General features: G+C 58.5%; 11 protein-coding genes and 2 tRNA genes. 10 read left to right on the top strand and 3 right to left on the bottom strand.

What is annotated here, in order from left to right; translation table 11 throughout:
• Positions 1–618 precede the first annotated feature (618 nt).
• Positions 619–1,383 carry an ABC transporter ATP-binding protein gene (locus OXI69_11425; protein ID MDE2666752.1) on the top strand — a complete coding sequence of 255 codons (765 nt, stop codon included), beginning with the start codon at positions 619–621 and terminating at the stop codon, positions 1,381–1,383.
• 58 nt (positions 1,384–1,441) lie between these two features.
• Here the strand turns inward: OXI69_11425 and OXI69_11430 are convergent, their stop codons facing one another.
• The gene (locus tag OXI69_11430; protein ID MDE2666753.1) at positions 1,442–1,621 is read right to left on the bottom strand and encodes a hypothetical protein; all 180 of its coding nucleotides are present in this window, start codon (positions 1,619–1,621) and stop codon (positions 1,442–1,444) included.
• Positions 1,622–1,633: 12 nt separating this feature from the next.
• Here OXI69_11430 and OXI69_11435 point away from each other — a divergent pair, with 12 nt between their 5' ends.
• From OXI69_11435 to OXI69_11460, 6 genes are all read left to right on the top strand, one after another.
• On the top strand, positions 1,634–3,184 hold the full coding sequence (locus OXI69_11435; protein ID MDE2666754.1) for a hypothetical protein: 1,551 nt from the start codon (positions 1,634–1,636) through the stop codon (positions 3,182–3,184).
• A gap of 138 nt (positions 3,185–3,322) precedes the next feature.
• Entirely contained in the window at positions 3,323–4,693 is a 1,371-nt protein-coding gene (locus OXI69_11440) for a sigma-54 dependent transcriptional regulator (GenBank protein ID MDE2666755.1), read from the top strand.
• Between the two features lie 66 nt (positions 4,694–4,759).
• Positions 4,760–6,124 carry an ATP-binding protein gene (locus tag OXI69_11445; protein ID MDE2666756.1) on the top strand — a complete coding sequence of 455 codons (1,365 nt, stop codon included), beginning with the start codon at positions 4,760–4,762 and terminating at the stop codon, positions 6,122–6,124.
• A gap of 313 nt (positions 6,125–6,437) precedes the next feature.
• A complete protein-coding gene (locus OXI69_11450; GenBank protein ID MDE2666757.1) occupies positions 6,438–7,736 on the top strand; it encodes an HlyD family efflux transporter periplasmic adaptor subunit in 1,299 nt (432 codons plus the stop codon).
• Positions 7,737–7,745: 9 nt separating this feature from the next.
• A complete protein-coding gene (locus tag OXI69_11455; GenBank protein MDE2666758.1) occupies positions 7,746–8,453 on the top strand; it encodes an ABC transporter ATP-binding protein in 708 nt (235 codons plus the stop codon).
• Between the two features lie 46 nt (positions 8,454–8,499).
• Positions 8,500–11,022 (top strand): ADOP family duplicated permease, encoded by a 2,523-nt coding sequence (locus tag OXI69_11460; GenBank protein ID MDE2666759.1) that lies wholly within the window; start codon positions 8,500–8,502, stop codon positions 11,020–11,022.
• A 177-nt stretch (positions 11,023–11,199) separates the two neighbouring features.
• Here OXI69_11460 and OXI69_11465 read toward each other — a convergent pair.
• Positions 11,200–11,272: transfer RNA gene (locus tag OXI69_11465), tRNA-Met, on the bottom strand.
• A gap of 735 nt (positions 11,273–12,007) precedes the next feature.
• Positions 12,008–14,296, bottom strand: coding sequence for a VacB/RNase II family 3'-5' exoribonuclease (locus OXI69_11470; GenBank protein ID MDE2666760.1), 2,289 nt, complete (start codon positions 14,294–14,296; stop codon positions 12,008–12,010).
• 139 nt (positions 14,297–14,435) lie between these two features.
• Here OXI69_11470 and OXI69_11475 point away from each other — a divergent pair.
• From OXI69_11475 to OXI69_11485, 3 genes are all read left to right on the top strand, one after another.
• Positions 14,436–14,522, top strand: a tRNA-Leu gene (locus OXI69_11475).
• Between the two features lie 45 nt (positions 14,523–14,567).
• Positions 14,568–15,938: a hypothetical protein gene (locus OXI69_11480; GenBank protein ID MDE2666761.1), complete on the top strand. Its 1,371-nt coding sequence runs from the start codon at positions 14,568–14,570 to the stop codon at positions 15,936–15,938.
• 68 nt (positions 15,939–16,006) lie between these two features.
• Positions 16,007–17,578 (top strand): PQQ-like beta-propeller repeat protein, encoded by a 1,572-nt coding sequence (locus tag OXI69_11485; GenBank protein ID MDE2666762.1) that lies wholly within the window; start codon positions 16,007–16,009, stop codon positions 17,576–17,578.
• Positions 17,579–17,603 lie beyond the last annotated feature (25 nt).

Genomic DNA, 17,603 nt, shown 5'->3' on the forward strand with positions numbered 1-17,603 from the left:
GCAGCGGCCGCTGTCGGAGGTGCAGACGCGTTTCCCGGAGCCTGCTACCCGTCCCGGATGGGCAACCTGTCACCTGTCAGTGGAACGAACACTCCGGCAGGGGGGCCAACGAACTGGCTCAGGATGCCGGCTGAGCGCAACCAGGATTTCAGGTCAGTCCGGCCCCAGCCCTGCCGGGCGGATCGTTCGAGAGTGAAACAACGGACCCATATGGCCTTGTGAACAGGACGAGAAGCGGTTGGGCAGCAAGCGGAGCACGCCGGCCGGATACTCAGAGGCCGGCCGTAGAGATGCCCCCACAGATGCCCCTCAATTGTGTTGAAACGATCCATTCCCAAACGACAGACTCCTGGAATCATTGAGCAGAAACAACGAACTGGATGCCGTTCCCTCGTGGTCAACTCGCATTCCTCTGAGAGTTTACTGTTCAAGAGTGTCCGGAATTGGGACGTGCGGGTCCCGGATGCGGACAGGGATGGGTCCAGGCAGTTGGTCTTGAATCCCGTATTCCTCTGTTTCACAAAGAGTTAATACATTGATACCGATGGCAATGCGATTGCAGTAAGTCATCTGAGCCGAACTGCATAGCCTGACCCCATAACCTTAAGGGAAGTGACCGTGCTTAGAGCGGAAAGACTCACCAAGCGATACCGCGGCATCCCGGTAGTTGACCAGGTCACATTTGAGGTGAAGCCCGGGGAAGTCGTTGGGTATTTGGGACCGAACGGCTCGGGCAAAAGCACTACGGTGAAGATGCTGACCACTCTGCTGGAACCGTCTCAAGGACAGATCTTTTTCAATGGCCAGCCAATCCAAGTTGACCTTCACGGATTCAAGAAACGCTTGGGCTATGTTCCCGAGGAGTCCCATCTCTATCCCTATTTGACGGGAACTGAATACTTGCAGTTGGTCGGTCGACTGCGCTCCATACCGGAAAGGTTGCTAAACGAAAAAATCGACGCATTTCTACGGTTGTTTTTGCTCCACCCCTTCCGCCACTCTGCTATTTCGGCTTACTCCAATGGAATGCGACGAAAGATCTTGATCTCTGCTGCTTTGCTCCACAACCCTGACATTGTCATATTCGATGAGCCGGATTCCGGGCTGGACATCGGGTCGGGTTTAGTTCTGAGGAGCCTTGTCCAGACGTTGGCTGAGGAAAACAAGATCGTCCTTTACTGTTCTCATCTCCTCGATGTCGTCGAGAAGCTTTGCTCGAAAGTCGCGATTCTCTACCGGGGAAGGATTGTTGCGAATGACTCGATCGACCACTTGAGAACCTTGATGCGAAGACCCTCACTCGAGGACGTGTTCACCGAGCTGGTGCGCCAAGAGGACCCATGCCATGTGGCGCGCGACATTGTGAACGTCATGAAATACTGATGCGATCATGGGCTCTTCTGGAAATTTACGGGGTCCGGAAAGACGGGGGCCCGTTTTTCTACTCACCCGCCACTTCTTCAGACAGTTTTTTCATAATGACCTGCTCGCTCCACAAACCGGGACGGAAATAACTCTGACGCATGTCCTGGCTCTCCTGATGGTGCCAGGGATCTTCATCTCGGTTAGCCTGGCTCGCAAGTATGCCTTTCTCCTGGCCCACTTCCCTCTGTCTGTTCATCAGGAAGCCACCTTGGAGGACAAGTTTTTCTTTCTCTTTTTCTCCATGCTTGTGATCGCGTTTGTGGCGGTGCTCAACTGGGATACTCTGTTCCCCACTCGCAAAGACTACAATATTCTTACTCCACTCCCCGTCCGGATGAGAACGTTGCTCGCATGCAAGGGGCTGGCTCTCGTTCTCTTGCTTCTCCTGTTCACACTGACAGTCAACGCCATTCCGACGGTGCTGTTTCCTCTGGTTGTCAATGCCAACATGGGTTCACTGCTTCATGAAGGACGGTTCATTCTGGAGTCCGGTGAGCGTGAACAGATTCAGGAGCAAGCCAGGCTGGTCTTTGCAGGCTGGTTTGTTTTGGCGCACGCTTTGAGCGTTACGGCCGGCAGTGCTTTTGCTTTCTTATCGGTGGTCTCGATCCAGGGAATTCTGATTACTCTGTTCAGAAGCGAGATGCTTCGCCGTGTTTCTCGTGCTGTACAGTTGCTGCTGATGATGAGTCTGCTTTCGGTGTTCTTCCTTTTCCCCAAGTTGATCTTCAGTTTTGAGAGTCTGCAGCATAACGAACTCTTTCAGACCCTATTCCCCCCCATGTGGTACCTCGGTCTCTATCAAATGCTTCTTGGCAGTGGAGAGTTTCGGCTTGAATCTCGAATTGGTCTAACAGCACTGACGATGACGGCCCTTTGCTGTCTCCTGACATACCTGGTTACCTACAAGAGGAAGGTTCAGGAGTCGTGGGAGTCCGTGGAGACAGTACGCCGGCCTGCGAGGGGTTTTCGTTTATTAGCCGCCACCTTTGAACGCTTGGTGTTGAGGAACGAAAGAGAGCGGGCCACATTCTACTTTGTTGCAAGAACGCTCCTGAGAAGCCAGAAGCACCGTGTTTTTCTGGCTGGGTATTTCAGTGTGGGAATGGCGTTGGTATTTGTTGTGCTGATGGATGCACTCTCGATGAGTGGAACTGAGGATTGGAATCCACAAAGCGTACCGCTGCTATCCGTGCCGCTGATCCTGTCCTTTTTTATCCTGGCTGGAATGCGATACGCCTTCACGGTTCCGTCAGAACTGGAAGCCAACTGGATCTTCAGGTTGGCTGAAAATAAAGGGAACGCCAGCGCGATTTCAGGAGTCCATAAAGCCATGCTGGTTCTGGGCATCATGCCTCTATTCATGATGTTGTTTCCTTCCTATTTGGTGGTGTGGGATGCGACTACCGCTCTACTTCACCTTGCTTACGGGTTTACCCTCGCACTGACTCTCATCGAGATCCTCCTCTTCAAGTTCCCGAAGATCCCGTTCACCTGCTCCTACTTGCCCGGGAGAGCAAACCTCAAGGGTTTATGGTTCCCCTATTTTCTCTTCTTTGTGACTTACGCCCACGCCATGGCAAAGCTCGAGGCGTGGCTGTTCGGAAACCCACTCTATTTCATCCTGTTTTATGCCTTCGCAATTCCTGCATTGCTTGTAGCCGTGATGTACAGGAACCGTCTATGGAACAGCGATCTGGCAATTGTCTATCTTGAAACTGCCGAACCAACTGTCAGAACTCTGAAACTAGGTGGATAGCCCACAGAGGGCCGACGACGAGTGTTTCACCGTTGGTCCGAATCGAGAACACGGAGAGGTACCTCTTTCAGGGCATTGAGATGATCCAAGTGCTCAGGGAGTCATTTTGGACGAAGTACCGACAGGAGAGAGTCCACAGTGAGTGCAAACGAGAAGCCATCAGCGAGAATCCTGGTCGCTGACGATCAATCCGACGTGTTGGAAGCTGTTCGATTATTGCTCAAGCGAGAAGCTTTCCAGGTAGAGACCGCCCGTAGCCCACGGCAAGTCCTCGGTCTTCTGAGGACCCGAGAGTTTGATGTCCTGCTTATCGACCTGAACTACACGCGGGACACTACATCCGGTCAGGAAGGGCTGAACTTGCTCACCGAAATTCGCGAGCTTGACGGCACGCTGCCCGTGGTGGTGATGACGGCTTGGGGAAGTATAGAGCTCGCGGTAGAGGCCATGAGACGGGGCGCTCGTGATTTCATTCAGAAACCCTGGGAAAATCAGCGTCTGAAAGCGATTTTGCGGACCCAAACCGAGCTCGGTCGTGCGCTCCGTCAGAGCCGCCGTCTCGAGGCCGAGAACCAGGTATTACGGGGTCAGAAGTTTCCCAGGCTGATCGCGAACTCCGAAGCCATGAAGCCCGTCCTGGAGATGATTGAACGTGTGGGGCCATCGGATACGAATATCCTGATCACCGGAAACAACGGTACGGGGAAAGGGGTGGTGGCTCACCATTTGCACGCGGTTTCGCGAAGAGCTGCGAAGCCGCTGGTGACCGTCAATACAGGCGGGCTTCCGGAAGGCGTGTTCGAAAGCGAGGTGTTCGGCCACGTCAAGGGCGCTTACACCGATGCGAAAGCCAATCGTATTGGACGCTTTGAGATGGCCGATGGGGGTACGCTCTTTCTTGACGAGATTTCCAATATTTCCCTCAATGAGCAAGCCAAACTCTTGCGGGTGCTGGAGAGTGGAGAGTTCGAACCCGTAGGTTCTTCCAAGACTCGCATCGTCGATGTCAGAGTCTTCTCTGCCACCAACGCTGATCTCAAGAAAGCCGTTGGCGAAGGCCGGTTCAGGCAGGATCTGTATTTCCGGCTGAATACCATCGAGATCCCCCTACCGCCCTTGAACCAGCGACAGCAAGACATACCGTTGCTGGCAGAGTACTTTCTCCAGCGGCATGTGCGGCACTACGGCAAAAGGTTGGTCGGATTCAATGACGCCGCCTTGCAAGCCATGCGGGACTATCCCTGGCCGGGAAACGTTCGCGAGCTCGACCATGCCGTAGAAAGAGCAGTCCTCATGGCAAAGGGTACCACGGTGCACGTTGCTGACCTCGGCCTCGGTTTTCCGCGCGACGGAGCCAATCCTCCGGAAGACCTCAGCCTGGAAGAAGTCGAGCGACTGTTAATCCAAAAGGCACTGGTTCGGTGTGAAGGCAATGTCCGCAGAGCGGCAGAGGTCTTGGGTTTGAGCAGGAGCGCACTCTACAGGAGGCTGCAACGACACGGTCTGTAAGCCTGTCCGGATGGAAAAACAAGGCAGCAGCCTGTTTTGGGTCTTCTTGACCGTAGGACAGATCTTATGACGGAGCGAACACCCATCACAAAACGAAGACTCACTCATGAAGGGCGGATCACACTTCTGGCGGTTGGTGCGGGAGTGCCTGCGACGGCTGTGGCCCTGGTCCTGCTTTGGACCGGAGAATTCAGTTTCAGGACGCAGTGGACGTTGACGCTGTTTCTTGGCCTGCTCTGGTGGGGGTTTTCTTTTGCTGTGCGCGGGTGGGTGGTTTCCCGGCTCCGGACTCTGTCCAATCTTCTTGCTGCACTGCGGCAAGGAGACTACTCATTTCGGGCAAGAGATGCACGGAGAAATGACCCCTTGGGTGAGGTGATGTTGGAAGTCAACACGCTTGGCGAGACACTCCGAGAGCAGCGCCTGGAAACACTGGAAGCCACCAATCTTCTCCATCGTGTGATGGCGGAAATCGAGGTGGCTATCTTTGCCTTCGATGACGGACACCGGTTGCGGCTTGTGAATAGAGCTGGAGAACGGTTGCTCGGGCAAGCTTCAGAGAGGATTCTGGGCAGTCGAGCCGAGAAACTTGGCTTGGCCGATTGTCTGCGAGGTGAGTCTGTGGCGATCCTGAATAAGACCTTTGCCGGACAGTCGGGCAGATGGGGTGTACGGCGCAGTACCTTTCGATCCCAGGGGTTGCCCCATCAGCTTCTGGTTCTGTCAGATTTAAGTCGTACCCTGAGAGAGGAGGAACGATTCGCCTGGCAGCGTCTGGTAAGGGTATTAGGCCATGAGCTCAACAATTCCCTGGCACCCATCCAGTCCATTACCGGGAGCCTCGGGCACTTGATGCTCAGGAAGCCTCGGCCAACAGACTGGGAGGAAGATCTTCATCGGGGTTTGGAAGTCATTCGGTCTCGCTGTGATTCGCTCAACCGTTTCATGCGGGCCTATACGAGGCTGGCGCGGCTGCCACAGCCAAAGATTGGCTCGGTGGAACTGGGGGGCTTGATCCATCGCGTCAAGGGTCTGGAAACGCGTCTTCCGATCATCCTCTCGGAGGGTCCGAATTTCACGATCCAGGCCGACGGGGATCAGTTGGAACAACTACTGATCAACCTGGTGAAAAATGCCGTCGATGCCGCCCTGGAAACACAAGGGGACGTAAGAATGGGATGGATCAAGAAGAGGGATCGGTTCGAGGTCTGGGTGGAAGACGAAGGTCCAGGGATTTCGGACACAGCCAACCTGTTTGTGCCCTTCTATACAACGAAACCCAATGGACTAGGGATCGGATTGGTCCTGAGTCGCCAGATCGCCGAGGCTCACGGCGGACGGCTCTCGCTGGAAAATCGAAAAACCGGTCAGGGTTGCGAAGCGCGCCTCTATCTCCCGCTGGATCACCAACACCGAGCGTTTGGAAGCTGACCGTGAACTGAGACGTAGTGTTCAATTCCGGGACTCATTCGTTCCAGAAACGGACACTTCCTCTGTTTCGAGCGCCTTTCTGTCGTAAGGATCCCTTGTCATCTCTGACTGACACCGCCTGGCGGAAGCGTGGTGACAAAGCCTATCCGTTGAAGAATCAGCAACTAAAGGGTGAAGCGGGAGAGTACGGCGGTCGCGGCTGCCATTTTTTGGGCCCCAATCCGGAAAGAGGTGGTTCGATGGCAATCACCTTGCAATCCGATAAGGGAGGGCAGGGCCCCCTGCCCAAAGGCTCTACCTGGTCGTCATGCCTATGAACAGTCTCTCTTCGAGTTCCCTAGTTGGCAAGGGCAGCGGCCTGGATATTCCACGCAATGACGCTGCCTTCAAACGTCGTCTGCGACGCATCCTATACCCTGTAGTCATTATCGTTTCTTTAGTTGTGATCCGCGTTGGCGTGTCACGTCTGGAGCCTGCTGCACCCACAGTTGCCCGAGGGACGGTATGGACGGATACCGTCAAGCGTGGTTCGATGCTGAGGCGAGTCCGTGGTCTCGGTTTCTTGATGCCCGAAGAAATTCGCTGGATCCCGGCGGTGACTGACGGCCGAGTAGAACGGATTCTTGTGCTGCCCGGGGCTGCGGTCAAAAAAGACGCCGTCTTGGTGGAGTTGAGCAATCCCAAGCTGAATCTGGCTGCCTTGGAGGCAGAGTTCCGATTGAAGGCCGCTGAAGCCGAATATAAGGATCTCAAGGTAACGCTCGAGAGCGAACGCCTGGATCAACTAGCCGCGACCGTGCGGCTGAATGCTGAATATCGACAGGCCCGACTAAAGGCGGACCGGGATGAGATGCTCGCCGAAGAGGGTCTGGCGCCTGACCTGACAGTTCAGCTCTCCAGGGTCACAGCGGATGAATTGGCCAATCGAGTTGTCCTTGAGGAGAAGAGGCTGGAAATCAGCGATGAATCCGTAGAGGCGCGACTGGCGGCTCAGCTTGTAAAGGTAGAGGAGCTTCGAGCGGTGCACCGATTGAAGCTGCGTCAGTTGGCCTCTCTGAAAGTGCGAGCCGACATGGAAGGGGTACTACAGGAGCTTCCGATAGAGGTCGGTCAGCAGGTGACCCCCGGTACCAACCTGGCTCGCGTATCAGATCCGTCGCGGTTGAAAGCCGAAATCAAGATCTCAGAGACACGAGCCAAGGATATTCAGTTCGGTATGCCCGCAAGCATAGATACTCGAAATGGCGTGATACGCGGAAGCGTGGCGAGGATTGATCCCGCCGCACAGAACGGGACGGTAGCGGTGGATGTCAAGCTCAAAGGACCGTTGCCGAGAGGAGCGCGCCCGGACTTGAGTGTGGAGGGAATCATTGAGCTGGAACGGCTCGAGAACGTGCTGTACCTTGATCGCCCTGCCATTGGACACGAGAAGAGTCTCGTAACGCTCTTCAAGCTTGTAAGGGAGACCGGCGAAGCGATTCGAATCCCAGTCAAGCTGGGCCGAAGCTCGGTGGATAAGATCGAGATACAGGAAGGCCTGGACATCGAGGATGAAGTCATACTGTCGGACATGTCGGCCTGGGACGGTTACGACCGCATTCGGCTGGATTGAGAAAGATCCATGAGCTCCAATAATCCGTTGATTCAGTTGGACGACGTGACCAAGGTCTTTATGACTGAAGAGATCGAGACTCACGCGCTCTCAAGAATCCACCTGAAAATCAGTAGGGGCGAGTATGTTTCCATCGCGGGTCCATCCGGTTGTGGCAAGTCGACGATGCTGTCGATTCTGGGTTTATTGGACTCGCCCACGGAAGGGAGCTACATCTTCAACAGCAGACCGGTGGAGAGCCTTTCCCACTCACAAAGAGCGCGCATTCGCAACCGGGAAATAGGCTTCATCTTCCAGAGCTTCAACCTCATTGGCGATCTCTCTGTCTTCGAGAACGTGGAACTGCCACTGGCCTATCGCGGGATCAGGTCTTCCGAGCGACGTGACCGCGTTGGCCAGGCTCTCGAAAGGGTCGAAATGGAGCATCGTTCCAAACACCTGCCCAGCCAGTTGTCCGGAGGCCAGCAGCAGCGTGTAGCCGTGGCAAGAGCCTTGGCCGGTCGACCTCTCATTCTTCTCGCCGATGAACCGACGGGAAACCTGGACTCAAGGAACGGGGAGGCTGTTATGGAATTGCTTGACGACCTCCACCAGGAAGGGACGACTATCTGCATGGTGACTCATGACCCTCGCTACTCGCGGCACGCCGAACGAACCGTCAACCTCTTTGACGGACGGGTTGTGGAAGAACAACTGGCGGAAGACTATCAAGTGTAGGTGGCCAACCCTGGCTGGCACATGAGTATTGCCGAGCCTGACTTCCATGAAAGCTGACAAACCGCTAGTTCCAAGGCAGCCGCAAACGGTGAATCCCAACAAAAAACACCCTGAATTGCTGTCGCTGCTCTCAGACCTGCTTGACCGTGTCGGCCCAGAATTTCGGATGGCTCTCCGGTCAACATGGAAACACCGCCTGCATTCACTCACGGTGATCACAACAATAGCGCTGGTAATTGCTTCAGGAAGTGTGATCTTCAGCGTCGTTGATCGAATCCTGTTTCGTGCAACTCCCTATTCCCAAGAGGACACGCTTGTTTCAGTCGGTGTTGTCGCTCCAATCGAGTCGGTCGAGTTCCTGATGAGCGGCACCTACTTTCAATGGAAAAACAGCGGTGCGTTTAACGCAATGACGTCTTGGAGTGGAGTTACGGATTGCGCCTTTGTAAACGAAGTCCCCGTGGGTCTCGTTTGCGCGAGGGTCGAGTGGGATTTTTTGCAGGTCCTCGGTGTACCCCTTCAATTGGGAAGAGATTTCGACTGGACAGAGGATCGCCCCGGGGCGCCGAGAGTGGCGATATTGTCCCATGATCTTTGGAGCAGCCGTTTTGGTCGGAGCCGTGAGGTTATCGGCACGGAATTCTCTTCTGAAGGAGGACATGTAAGAGTTGTAGGGGTTCTTCCGCGCGACTTTGAATTACCAAACCTGCAGCCTTTTGACATGCTCGTGCCACAGTCTCTCCCTGAAAGGGCGTATAACCCTGAGGCAGCAACACACATTCTCAGGGCTTTTGCGAGACTTCAATCCGATACGACATTGCAACAAGCGCACGCAAGGCTGCAATCTCGGTTCCTGGAGATGCTTCAATGGGTGCCGCCAATTCTCCGAAACGAAATAAGTCTTCTCTTACGCCCGATCAGGGAATATCAGCTCGGCAGCGCTCGGCTGGCTTCCTGGCTTCTCCTCGCCGGCATCATAGCGGTGATACTCGTCGCGTGTGCGAATGTTGCAGGCCTGCTGTACGCTCGCGATGCGGGCCGGAAACAGGAGCGAGCCATACGGCATGCTCTTGGAGCAACCACGGCAAGGTCGCTCGCCGAAAGCACCGCACAAAATCTGATGCTTGGGTTTGCCGGGGGAATCGCGGGACTGGGATTGGCAAGCATTCTCTTAGAGGCTCTCATCAGGCTCGCCCCGGATGGAATTCCTTACTTGGATCAGGCCAGTATCAACTGGCGCGTTCTGGTGTTTGCGATTGGAGCGTCCGTTCTCGCAACGATTCTTCCCAGTGTGTCCATCGCCCTGCAGCGACCACAACTTGGCACGTTGACGGGGGTTCGCACGACTCGTTCCGGTCTGGTCCTCCGTCAGTTACTGATTATTGCCCAAGTATCGCTTTCCATGTTTCTGCTGTCGCTGGCCGGGCTCTTGATACGAAGTTTTCTGAACATACAGACTGAGCAGATTGGAATACGCTCGGAAAAAGTCTTCACTGCAGAAATTCTTTTGGGTTCCCGCTACCCTCTCGCGGAACAACGGCACAGAATCTTCGAGACGTTGGAATCTCGAATTCTCCGGCTTCCGGGGGTTGAAGCTGTCGGCGTCAGTGATACGTTGCCGCCAGTCGGCCCTGTTCGCAAAAAGCCACTCTCCATCGTTCAGATTTACGGTCGCCCTTTAGCAGAAGAAGGCCAAATCGGATCAGTCAACTGGCGAGCCGTGACTCCCGGGTATTTTCAGGCCCTGGGCATACCCATCCTGCAGGGCCGAGGGTTTGTGGACGACGACAGGAAGAACAGCGACAAGGTAGTCATCCTCAGCGAGCGTCTTGCCGGAGTTCTCTTTCCAGGCGAGGAGTCGCTTTCGCAGCATGTGCGTTTTGGTCCTGATGAGCCATGGTGGACAGTCGTTGGGGTGGCTGGAGACGTCAAGAATGAGGGTCTGACAGCCTTGCCCGAACCCGAGTTCTACCTCGTGCGCAAGGACGCCGCGGACTTGGGCCTTGGAAATCTTCAGACTGAGGGCACGAGCCGTCGAGCTGTTCTCGTGGTCCGGAGTGATTCAGCCGTCGAGGCGATGGGGAGGTCGATTCAGTTTGAAGTCGCTAAACTCGATCCAACGCTGCCAGTCAATGTCGAGGCTTTGGAAGAGAGTATTGCGCAATTGAGGACTCCCTCGCGTTTCAATGCAACTGTACTCGGGTACTTTTCCGTCCTGTCATTGCTGATGGCGTCGGTAGGAATTTACGGACTGATCTCGTTCGTTGTAGAAGAGCGGAATCGCGAGCTCGGGATAAGAATGGCGCTTGGAGCGACACGCTGGCACATCGCGAGACTCATCTTGTCGCATGTGTTGGCCTGGACCGCTACGGGAGCTGTCATCGGGCTGTTCTGTGCTTTCCTGGCCGGAGATCTGGTGGAATCGTTACTGTATCGTGTGAAGGGAATCGACTTGTTCACGCAGTTGGTGACGATCGGTGTATTGCTGCTAACAGCTCTTATTGCGGCCACAAGGCCGATTGTCCGCGCCAGTCGGGTCGACCCTGCAACAGTCTTGCGATACGAATGATCGGGTCTCCACCACTGTTACCACATATTCCTCGGCCAAGTTCCAGGGCCGAACAAGTTGAAGTCGTTCCGCTGTCTCTGCCTTGGTTGATGCAGGGGACCGCAACAAGGGAAGCCCTGGCGGGAACGGGTTACCCACCAAGAGGGACCTCGCGATGGGCTAGCCGAGCCATTGGAGTAGCGGGGGGGGGACTCGAACCCCCGACCTAAGGATTATGAGACCTTCGCTCTAACCACTGAGCTACCCCGCCACAGAGGATTCAGAGTATACCACCTCTTGCAGGTTGGGGGCGGGGAGGCGGGCGGGTTCGTTGCCGCCTGTCCTTGAATAGCCCATGGGAAGCGTCGGGCAAGGGTTGAGCCGCGAAGGTGGCGGCGGTGGGTGATGGTGGCGCGGGGTGGCGTTGCTTTGGAGAGGCGATGCGTTTCCGAACGGGTGCTTCCTATTCGCCGCATTCGCGGCTGGGTTGACGCAGAACCGATACGACCCCGGGTTGCCACCTCCGTCGCCCAGAGGACTCTGCCTTCGCTGCCAAACGCGACTCCTCCCGGGCTCCTCCTGGCTCACCCCGCAGGCGACACTGAGTCGCAGCTTCGCAGCTCTATAAGGATGGCCTGTAGGAGACGTTTCCGTGCGTAACCACGTCAACCGCAGCTTCGCAGCTCTCCTCTAACCGACAACACTGCCGCGGGATAGGAATTTTCGAAATATTCCCTCGTGTGCCGGCCAACCGGGAGCGCGGGCGTCCCGCCCGCATCCCTTTGCCCATTGCGGTCGCTGAGCATCAGCACAACTTTGCAGGCAGCCGCCGCGTCGGCAGAAACCGAAACGGCCAGGCCGAAGGAGAGCCAGGGCGCCGTTGCCGGCTGATACAAGTGGGGGAGATGGCTGAGGCTGTGCCAAGCATTGTGCGGGCGAGACGCCCGCGCTCCCGGGGGGCAGACGCCCCGCACCGTGAGCGCATGTCAACAAAGCATAGCCGGCCTTATTGGCTGCCGTTAACGTCATTCTCCGGCACCACCGAGAGGTCTACGCGGCGGCGGAAGCGGTCGATGCGGTCGACGCACACTTTCAAGCGTTGTCCCAGTCGGAATACCGTGCCGAACTGACGGCCCACCAGGGACAGGGGGCGGGTTCGGAGCCGGTAGTCGTCGGTTTCCAGGGTCTCTATTTTCACAAAGCCTTCCACGAACAGTTCGTCCAGTTCGACCACCATTCCCTCACGGGTCAAGTGGATGACAGTCCCTGCGAACTCCTCACCCAGCTTGCCGGCCATGAACTCGAGCTTCTTCAGCTCGATGAGTTCCCGTTCGGCCTCGTCGGCCCGCCGCTCGGCGTCGCTGGACTGGAGAGCCATGCCTTCCAGGGCCGGGGGATCGTAGAGATGGCGGGTATCCGGCGGAACGGCAGAGCCCCCGGAATCCCCCTGGCCGTCCTGCTGCAGCCGATGCTTCAGGATGCGGTGGACGATCAGGTCGGGGTAGCGCCGGATGGGTGAGGTGAAGTGAGTGTAGCACTCCGAGGCCAGACCGAAATGCCCCCGGTTTCGAGGGGAGTAGCAGGCCTGCTTCATGGATCTCAGCATCAGGTAGGACAGGATCCGTTCTTCCGGCCTGCCCAGGATCCGGTTCACCAGCTTCTGGTAGTCGCGCGGGGTTACCTTGACGTTTAGGCCTCGAAGCTCCCTCAGGTCCCTGCTCCGGTCTCTAAACCCCCGGCCTCTGAAACGGGCGCGGTCCCTCACCCGCGGCACGGCGGCGCTGTCGCCGGTGGGCACGCCCAACTGGTAGCCGAAGCTCATGGCGATCCGGTTGAACTCCAGCACCTTCATCGGATCGGGAGCTTCGTGGACTCGGTAGAGGAATGGAAGGCGTTGCCCTCTGAGATGGCCGGCGGTGACTTCGTTGGCCAGGAGCATGAACTCCTCGATGATGCGATGCGCGATGTTGCGCTCCGACTGCAGGATGTCGGTCAGGGTGCCCGACTCGTCCAGGGTCAGCTCGGCTTCGGGAAGATCGAAGTCGATGGAGCCTCGCTGCTGCCGCTTCCCGTGAAGCCGCAGGGCCAGCTCGCGCATTCGCTCGAACTGCGGGACCAGGGCGGCGTAACGGGCGCACTCCGACGGGTCCCGGTCCAGCAGGATCCTGGCTACCGCGGTGTAGGTCATCCGTTCCCGGCTGCGGATCACCCCTTCATGGAAGCGATAGTCGCGTACCTCTCCGGCATCGTCGATCTCCATCACCACCGACAGGGTGAGCCGATCTTCCCCAGGCTTCAGGCTGCAAATCCCGTTGGACAGCTCTTCGGGCAGCATGGGGATGGCCCGGTCGGGGAAATAGACCGAGGTGCCGCGCCGCAGGGCTTCCCGGTCCAGAGACGAGTCCCTGGCCACATAGTGGGCCACGTCGGCGATGTGAACCCCCAGCCGGAAGCGGCCGTTTTCCAACCCTTCCAGGTGGACAGCGTCATCGAAGTCCTTGGCGGACTCGCCGTCGATAGTGACCACCGGCAGTTGGCGGAAATCGGTGCGCCGGACGGCTTCGGCCGGCGGGACCTGCCAGCTCCGGGATCGGACCTCCTCCAGAACGGAGCGGGGAAACTCCACCGGAATCCGGTGCTTGCGGACCATGATCTCGATGTCCACGCCCAAGTCTCCCGGCGAGCCCAGAACCTCGATCACCCGTCCTCGCAGGGACTGCCCCAGTCCCGAGGGGAACCGCGTCACCTCCACGTGGACGATCTTTCCATCGACCGCCTCCCCTCGATCCCCTTCCCGAATCAGCACGTCCTGCCCGATCCTGAAGTCGTGCGGAATCACCCGGTGGAAGGGCCTGTCTTCCCGGAACTGCCCTACCACCGTGGTATTCCTGCGGCTCAGGATCTTGAGGATCCGCCCCTCGGCCCGATTGCTGCCCGGACGCCGGTCCAGGGTGGCCAGCACCGAGTCTCCCTGCATGGCCTCACCCAGGTGCCTGGCGGGAATGAACACATCGCCCTCCAGTTTGGTGGGCCGCTTGTCCGGGATGACAAAGCCGTAGCCGTCCCGGTGGACCGTGATCCTGCCGGTAACCAGCGACTGCCTGGACGGAACCGTGTAGCGGTTCCCCTTCAACTTCAACAGCACCCCAGCTTTCACCATGCCGTTCAGCACGTCCCGAACCTCCCGCCGGCTATCCGGGCCCAGATCCAACTGGCGGCTGAGCTGACGGAAGCTGCCGATCTGAGAGGGCGAAGCCTTGATCAACCGAATCAGGGTCTGTTCCAGCGGTTCCATGTCGGGATTCTCGAACAATGTGGCTATCAGGCCCCCGGATGACTCCAAGCGGCGGGCGGTTCTTGTCGGCTGAAAGCTTGCGTTGGCGGCCTCTTTACAAGGGCCGGACGGCGTGCTAACGTTCAAAACGCCTACCCGAGCGGAAGTGGCGGAATTGGCAGACGCGCTAGATTCAGGTTCTAGTGGCCGCAAGGTCGTGGGGGTTCAAGTCCCCCCTTCCGCACCACCTGTTGCACACGCCTTACACGATACCATCAACCGGGAGAAGGACATGGAGAAGAGGATGCAGAGCCGAAGACAGTTCCTGGCCACCGGCGCCGGAGGGCTATTGGGCATGGCGGCTCTCCAACAGCCCTGGCTGGCGCTGGCGGCAAAGAAGACCGCCGATTCGGTCCACGGTCCGATCAGGATCACCGACATCGAGAAACACGAAATCCATCCCGACTACGTGGACTGGCTCCACTACGAGCTGAATCACTTCTACGGTCCCACCAAGCGCAGCGTCTACGTGGTTCACACCAACAAGGGCCTGCAGGGGCTGGGCGAAGGGAGGGACGAGCCGGACGAGGTGCTCGAGAAATACATCGGCACCAGCCCCTTCGACTGGGTCGGGGACGAGACCTCCATTCCCATGGCCAAGGCCACCTACGACCTGATGGGCAAGGCGGCCGGAGTCCCGGTCTACAAGCTCTTCGGCCAGCGCTACCGGCGCTGGGTGCCCTTCTCCTCCTGGACGGTCTCCACCCATCCGCCCCTCATGGTGGAAGCCGTACAGAAATACTCGGCCATGGGCTACAACTGGATGAAGTATCACCTCTCGCCCTTCGAGAACGTCTTCGATCAGCTCGAGGCCATGGAGCAGGTGGCCCCCAAGGGATTCAAGCTGCACTTCGACCTCACCCGCTTCCACCACTACGGGCACAACCCCGACCTGGTGGAGCGAGTGGCTCGCTCTCCCATTGCCGGCTGCTTCGAGGACCCGCTGGAAACCACCGACATCGACGCCTACATCGATCTGCGCAAGCGAATCCGGCTGCCCATCCTCATCCACGGCAGCAGGATCCAGCACAGCTTCGAGGTGCTGCGGCGGGCTGCCGACGGCTACATCATCGGACACAGCAAGCTGGGCCTGGTCATGCAGCGAGCCGGACTGTTCGCGGCCGCGGGCGTGCCCTTTACCGTCCAATGGGTCGGCGGTGGCATCACCCAGGCCATGTTGGTCCACATGCAGGCCGCCTTCAAGACCGCCGACTTCCATATCACCACCGCGGCCGAGACCCTGGCCGGTGACGTGACCAACGAGCGGTTCAGGCCGACCAACGGCTTCGTGCGTGTCTCGGAGAGCCCCGGCCTGGGAGTGACCCTGAACCGGGAAGCCCTGGAAGAGCTCACCCGGAACCGGCCTCCCCAGCAGCCGCCCTTCATCCTGAGGACCCGCTTCAAGAACGGGTCCGTGATGTACAACCTGATGAAGCCTCCCGAGACTCGGCATCTGATGGTCCTGCCCCACCGATGGCGGCTGATTCCCATGGCCTTCGATGCACCGCTTTCGACCGACTACTGGGACAACGACGGGTCCCCCGAGTTCCAGTCCATGATGAAGCGCCTGGAATCCGAAGCCATGGTGCTGCAGAACGAGTAGGGGAAATTTCGATCGGCCCGGCAGGCCCCGCGAAACCGAAGCTGTCCCAAAGGAGATGACGGTCACCCTTGAGTCCATCCGCAACCGATTCAAACAAGACTGAGAGGCGGCGCCGGCTCCGCTGGTGGCCGGCAGCGGCCATCGGAATTGCCGCCCTGGTCGCCTTGACCTGGATCTGGTCCGCCGAGGTGAGCCACGAGGCAGTCCGAACCGTCCGGACGGCCATGGTCGTGATCGTTTCCCTGCTGCTGCTCCTCCTGTGGTGGATGCTGGCCTCGGGCCTGAGATGGAGAGCCAGGTGGTTGGGATTGGCGGCTGTCGTCCTGGTCGGGTTCCTGCTGCGCAGCCTGGTGGCCTATGAGGGAGTGGACGGCAACCTGGTCCCCATTCTGCGCTGGAGCTGGACCTCCCGGACCGTCCCCGAGATCTCCGGCTCGGGTTCCGGCCTGCACACGGTTACGGTAGCCGGCGCGGAGACCGACTTTCCCCAGTTTCTGGGCCCCAACCGGGATGCGCGGCTGCCCGGACCCAGGCTGTCCACCGACTGGACCCAACATCCTCCCAAGGAGCTCTGGAAGCAGCCGATCGGCTTGGGATGGTCCTCCTTCGCCATTGCCGGCGAGCTGGCCGTCACCCAGGAACAGCGCGGCTCACGGCAACTGGTGGTCGCCTACCAACTGCGCAGCGGCGAGGTCGTCTGGGTCCGCACCGACCAGGGCTCGTTCCAAAGCGCCCTGGGAGGAGACGGCCCGCGGGCCACGCCCACCATTTCGCGGGAGGGCAGAGTCTACACCCTGAGCCCCAGGGGCCTGCTCAACTGCCTGGAGCTCGAAACCGGCAAGCTGCTCTGGCAACGCAACATCGAGACCGAAAACGCGGCCGGCGGCATGCGGTGGGGGCGCAGCTCTTCCCCGCTGCTGGTCGACGACCTGGTGGTGGTCAATCCGGGAGGATCCCCCCATCGTTCCCTGGCCGCCTACCGCCAACTCAGCGGCGAGCTGGTCTGGACCTCCGGAAACGCCGTCACTTCCTACGCCTCACCAACCCTGCTCACCCTGCTGGGCCGGCCTCAGATCGTCATGGTGAATCAGCAGATGGTTACCGCCCATTCGCCCGAGGACGGTCGCATCCTCTGGGAGCAGGCCTTCCCCAGCGGTCAGCCTCACTGCTCCCAACCGGTGGCCGTAGCCGACGACCTGGTGTTCGTCTCCAGCGGCTATGGAATCGGCAGCAGGCTGTTCCGGATCAGCCCCGGCGAGGATGGCAAATACCGTTCGGAAACCGTTTGGGAAAGCCGGGGACTCAAAACCAAGTTCACCAACACCGTCCTGCACAAGGGCTCGATCTACGGCCTGGACGAGGGGATCCTGGTCTGCCTGGACCCGGAGACGGGCCGGCGGCGATGGAAGCGGGGCCGCTACGGCCACGGCCAGCTCATTCTGGTGGGGGACCTGCTGCTCATCACCTCGGAGCAGGGCGAGGTGGCGCTGGTGGAGGCCAATCCCGAGCGGTACCAGGAAGTCGCCCGCTTTCCGGCCCTCGACGGAATCACCTGGAACACGCCGGCCCTCAGCGGTGACCTTCTGCTGGTCAGGAATCACCAGGAAGCCGCCGCCTACAAACTTCCCGTGGCGCAGTAGTCCATGGGCTCACGCCCACGGCAAA

It is taken from the genome of Acidobacteriota bacterium, from assembly GCA_028875575.1.
Lineage (GTDB): Bacteria > Acidobacteriota > Terriglobia > Versatilivoradales > Versatilivoraceae > Versatilivorator.

Coding starts and splice junctions, on each gene's coding strand:
- OXI69_11430 (MDE2666753.1), bottom strand. CDS start 1,621: ATGAACAGACAGAGGGAAGTGGGCCAGGAGAAAGGCATACTTGCGAGC.
- OXI69_11445 (MDE2666756.1), top strand. CDS start 4,760: ATGACGGAGCGAACACCCATCACAAAACGAAGACTCACTCATGAAGGG.
- OXI69_11455 (MDE2666758.1), top strand. CDS start 7,746: ATGAGCTCCAATAATCCGTTGATTCAGTTGGACGACGTGACCAAGGTC.
- OXI69_11480 (MDE2666761.1), top strand. CDS start 14,568: ATGGAGAAGAGGATGCAGAGCCGAAGACAGTTCCTGGCCACCGGCGCC.
- OXI69_11460 (MDE2666759.1), top strand. CDS start 8,500: ATGAAAGCTGACAAACCGCTAGTTCCAAGGCAGCCGCAAACGGTGAAT.
- OXI69_11470 (MDE2666760.1), bottom strand. CDS start 14,296: ATGGAACCGCTGGAACAGACCCTGATTCGGTTGATCAAGGCTTCGCCC.
- OXI69_11450 (MDE2666757.1), top strand. CDS start 6,438: ATGAACAGTCTCTCTTCGAGTTCCCTAGTTGGCAAGGGCAGCGGCCTG.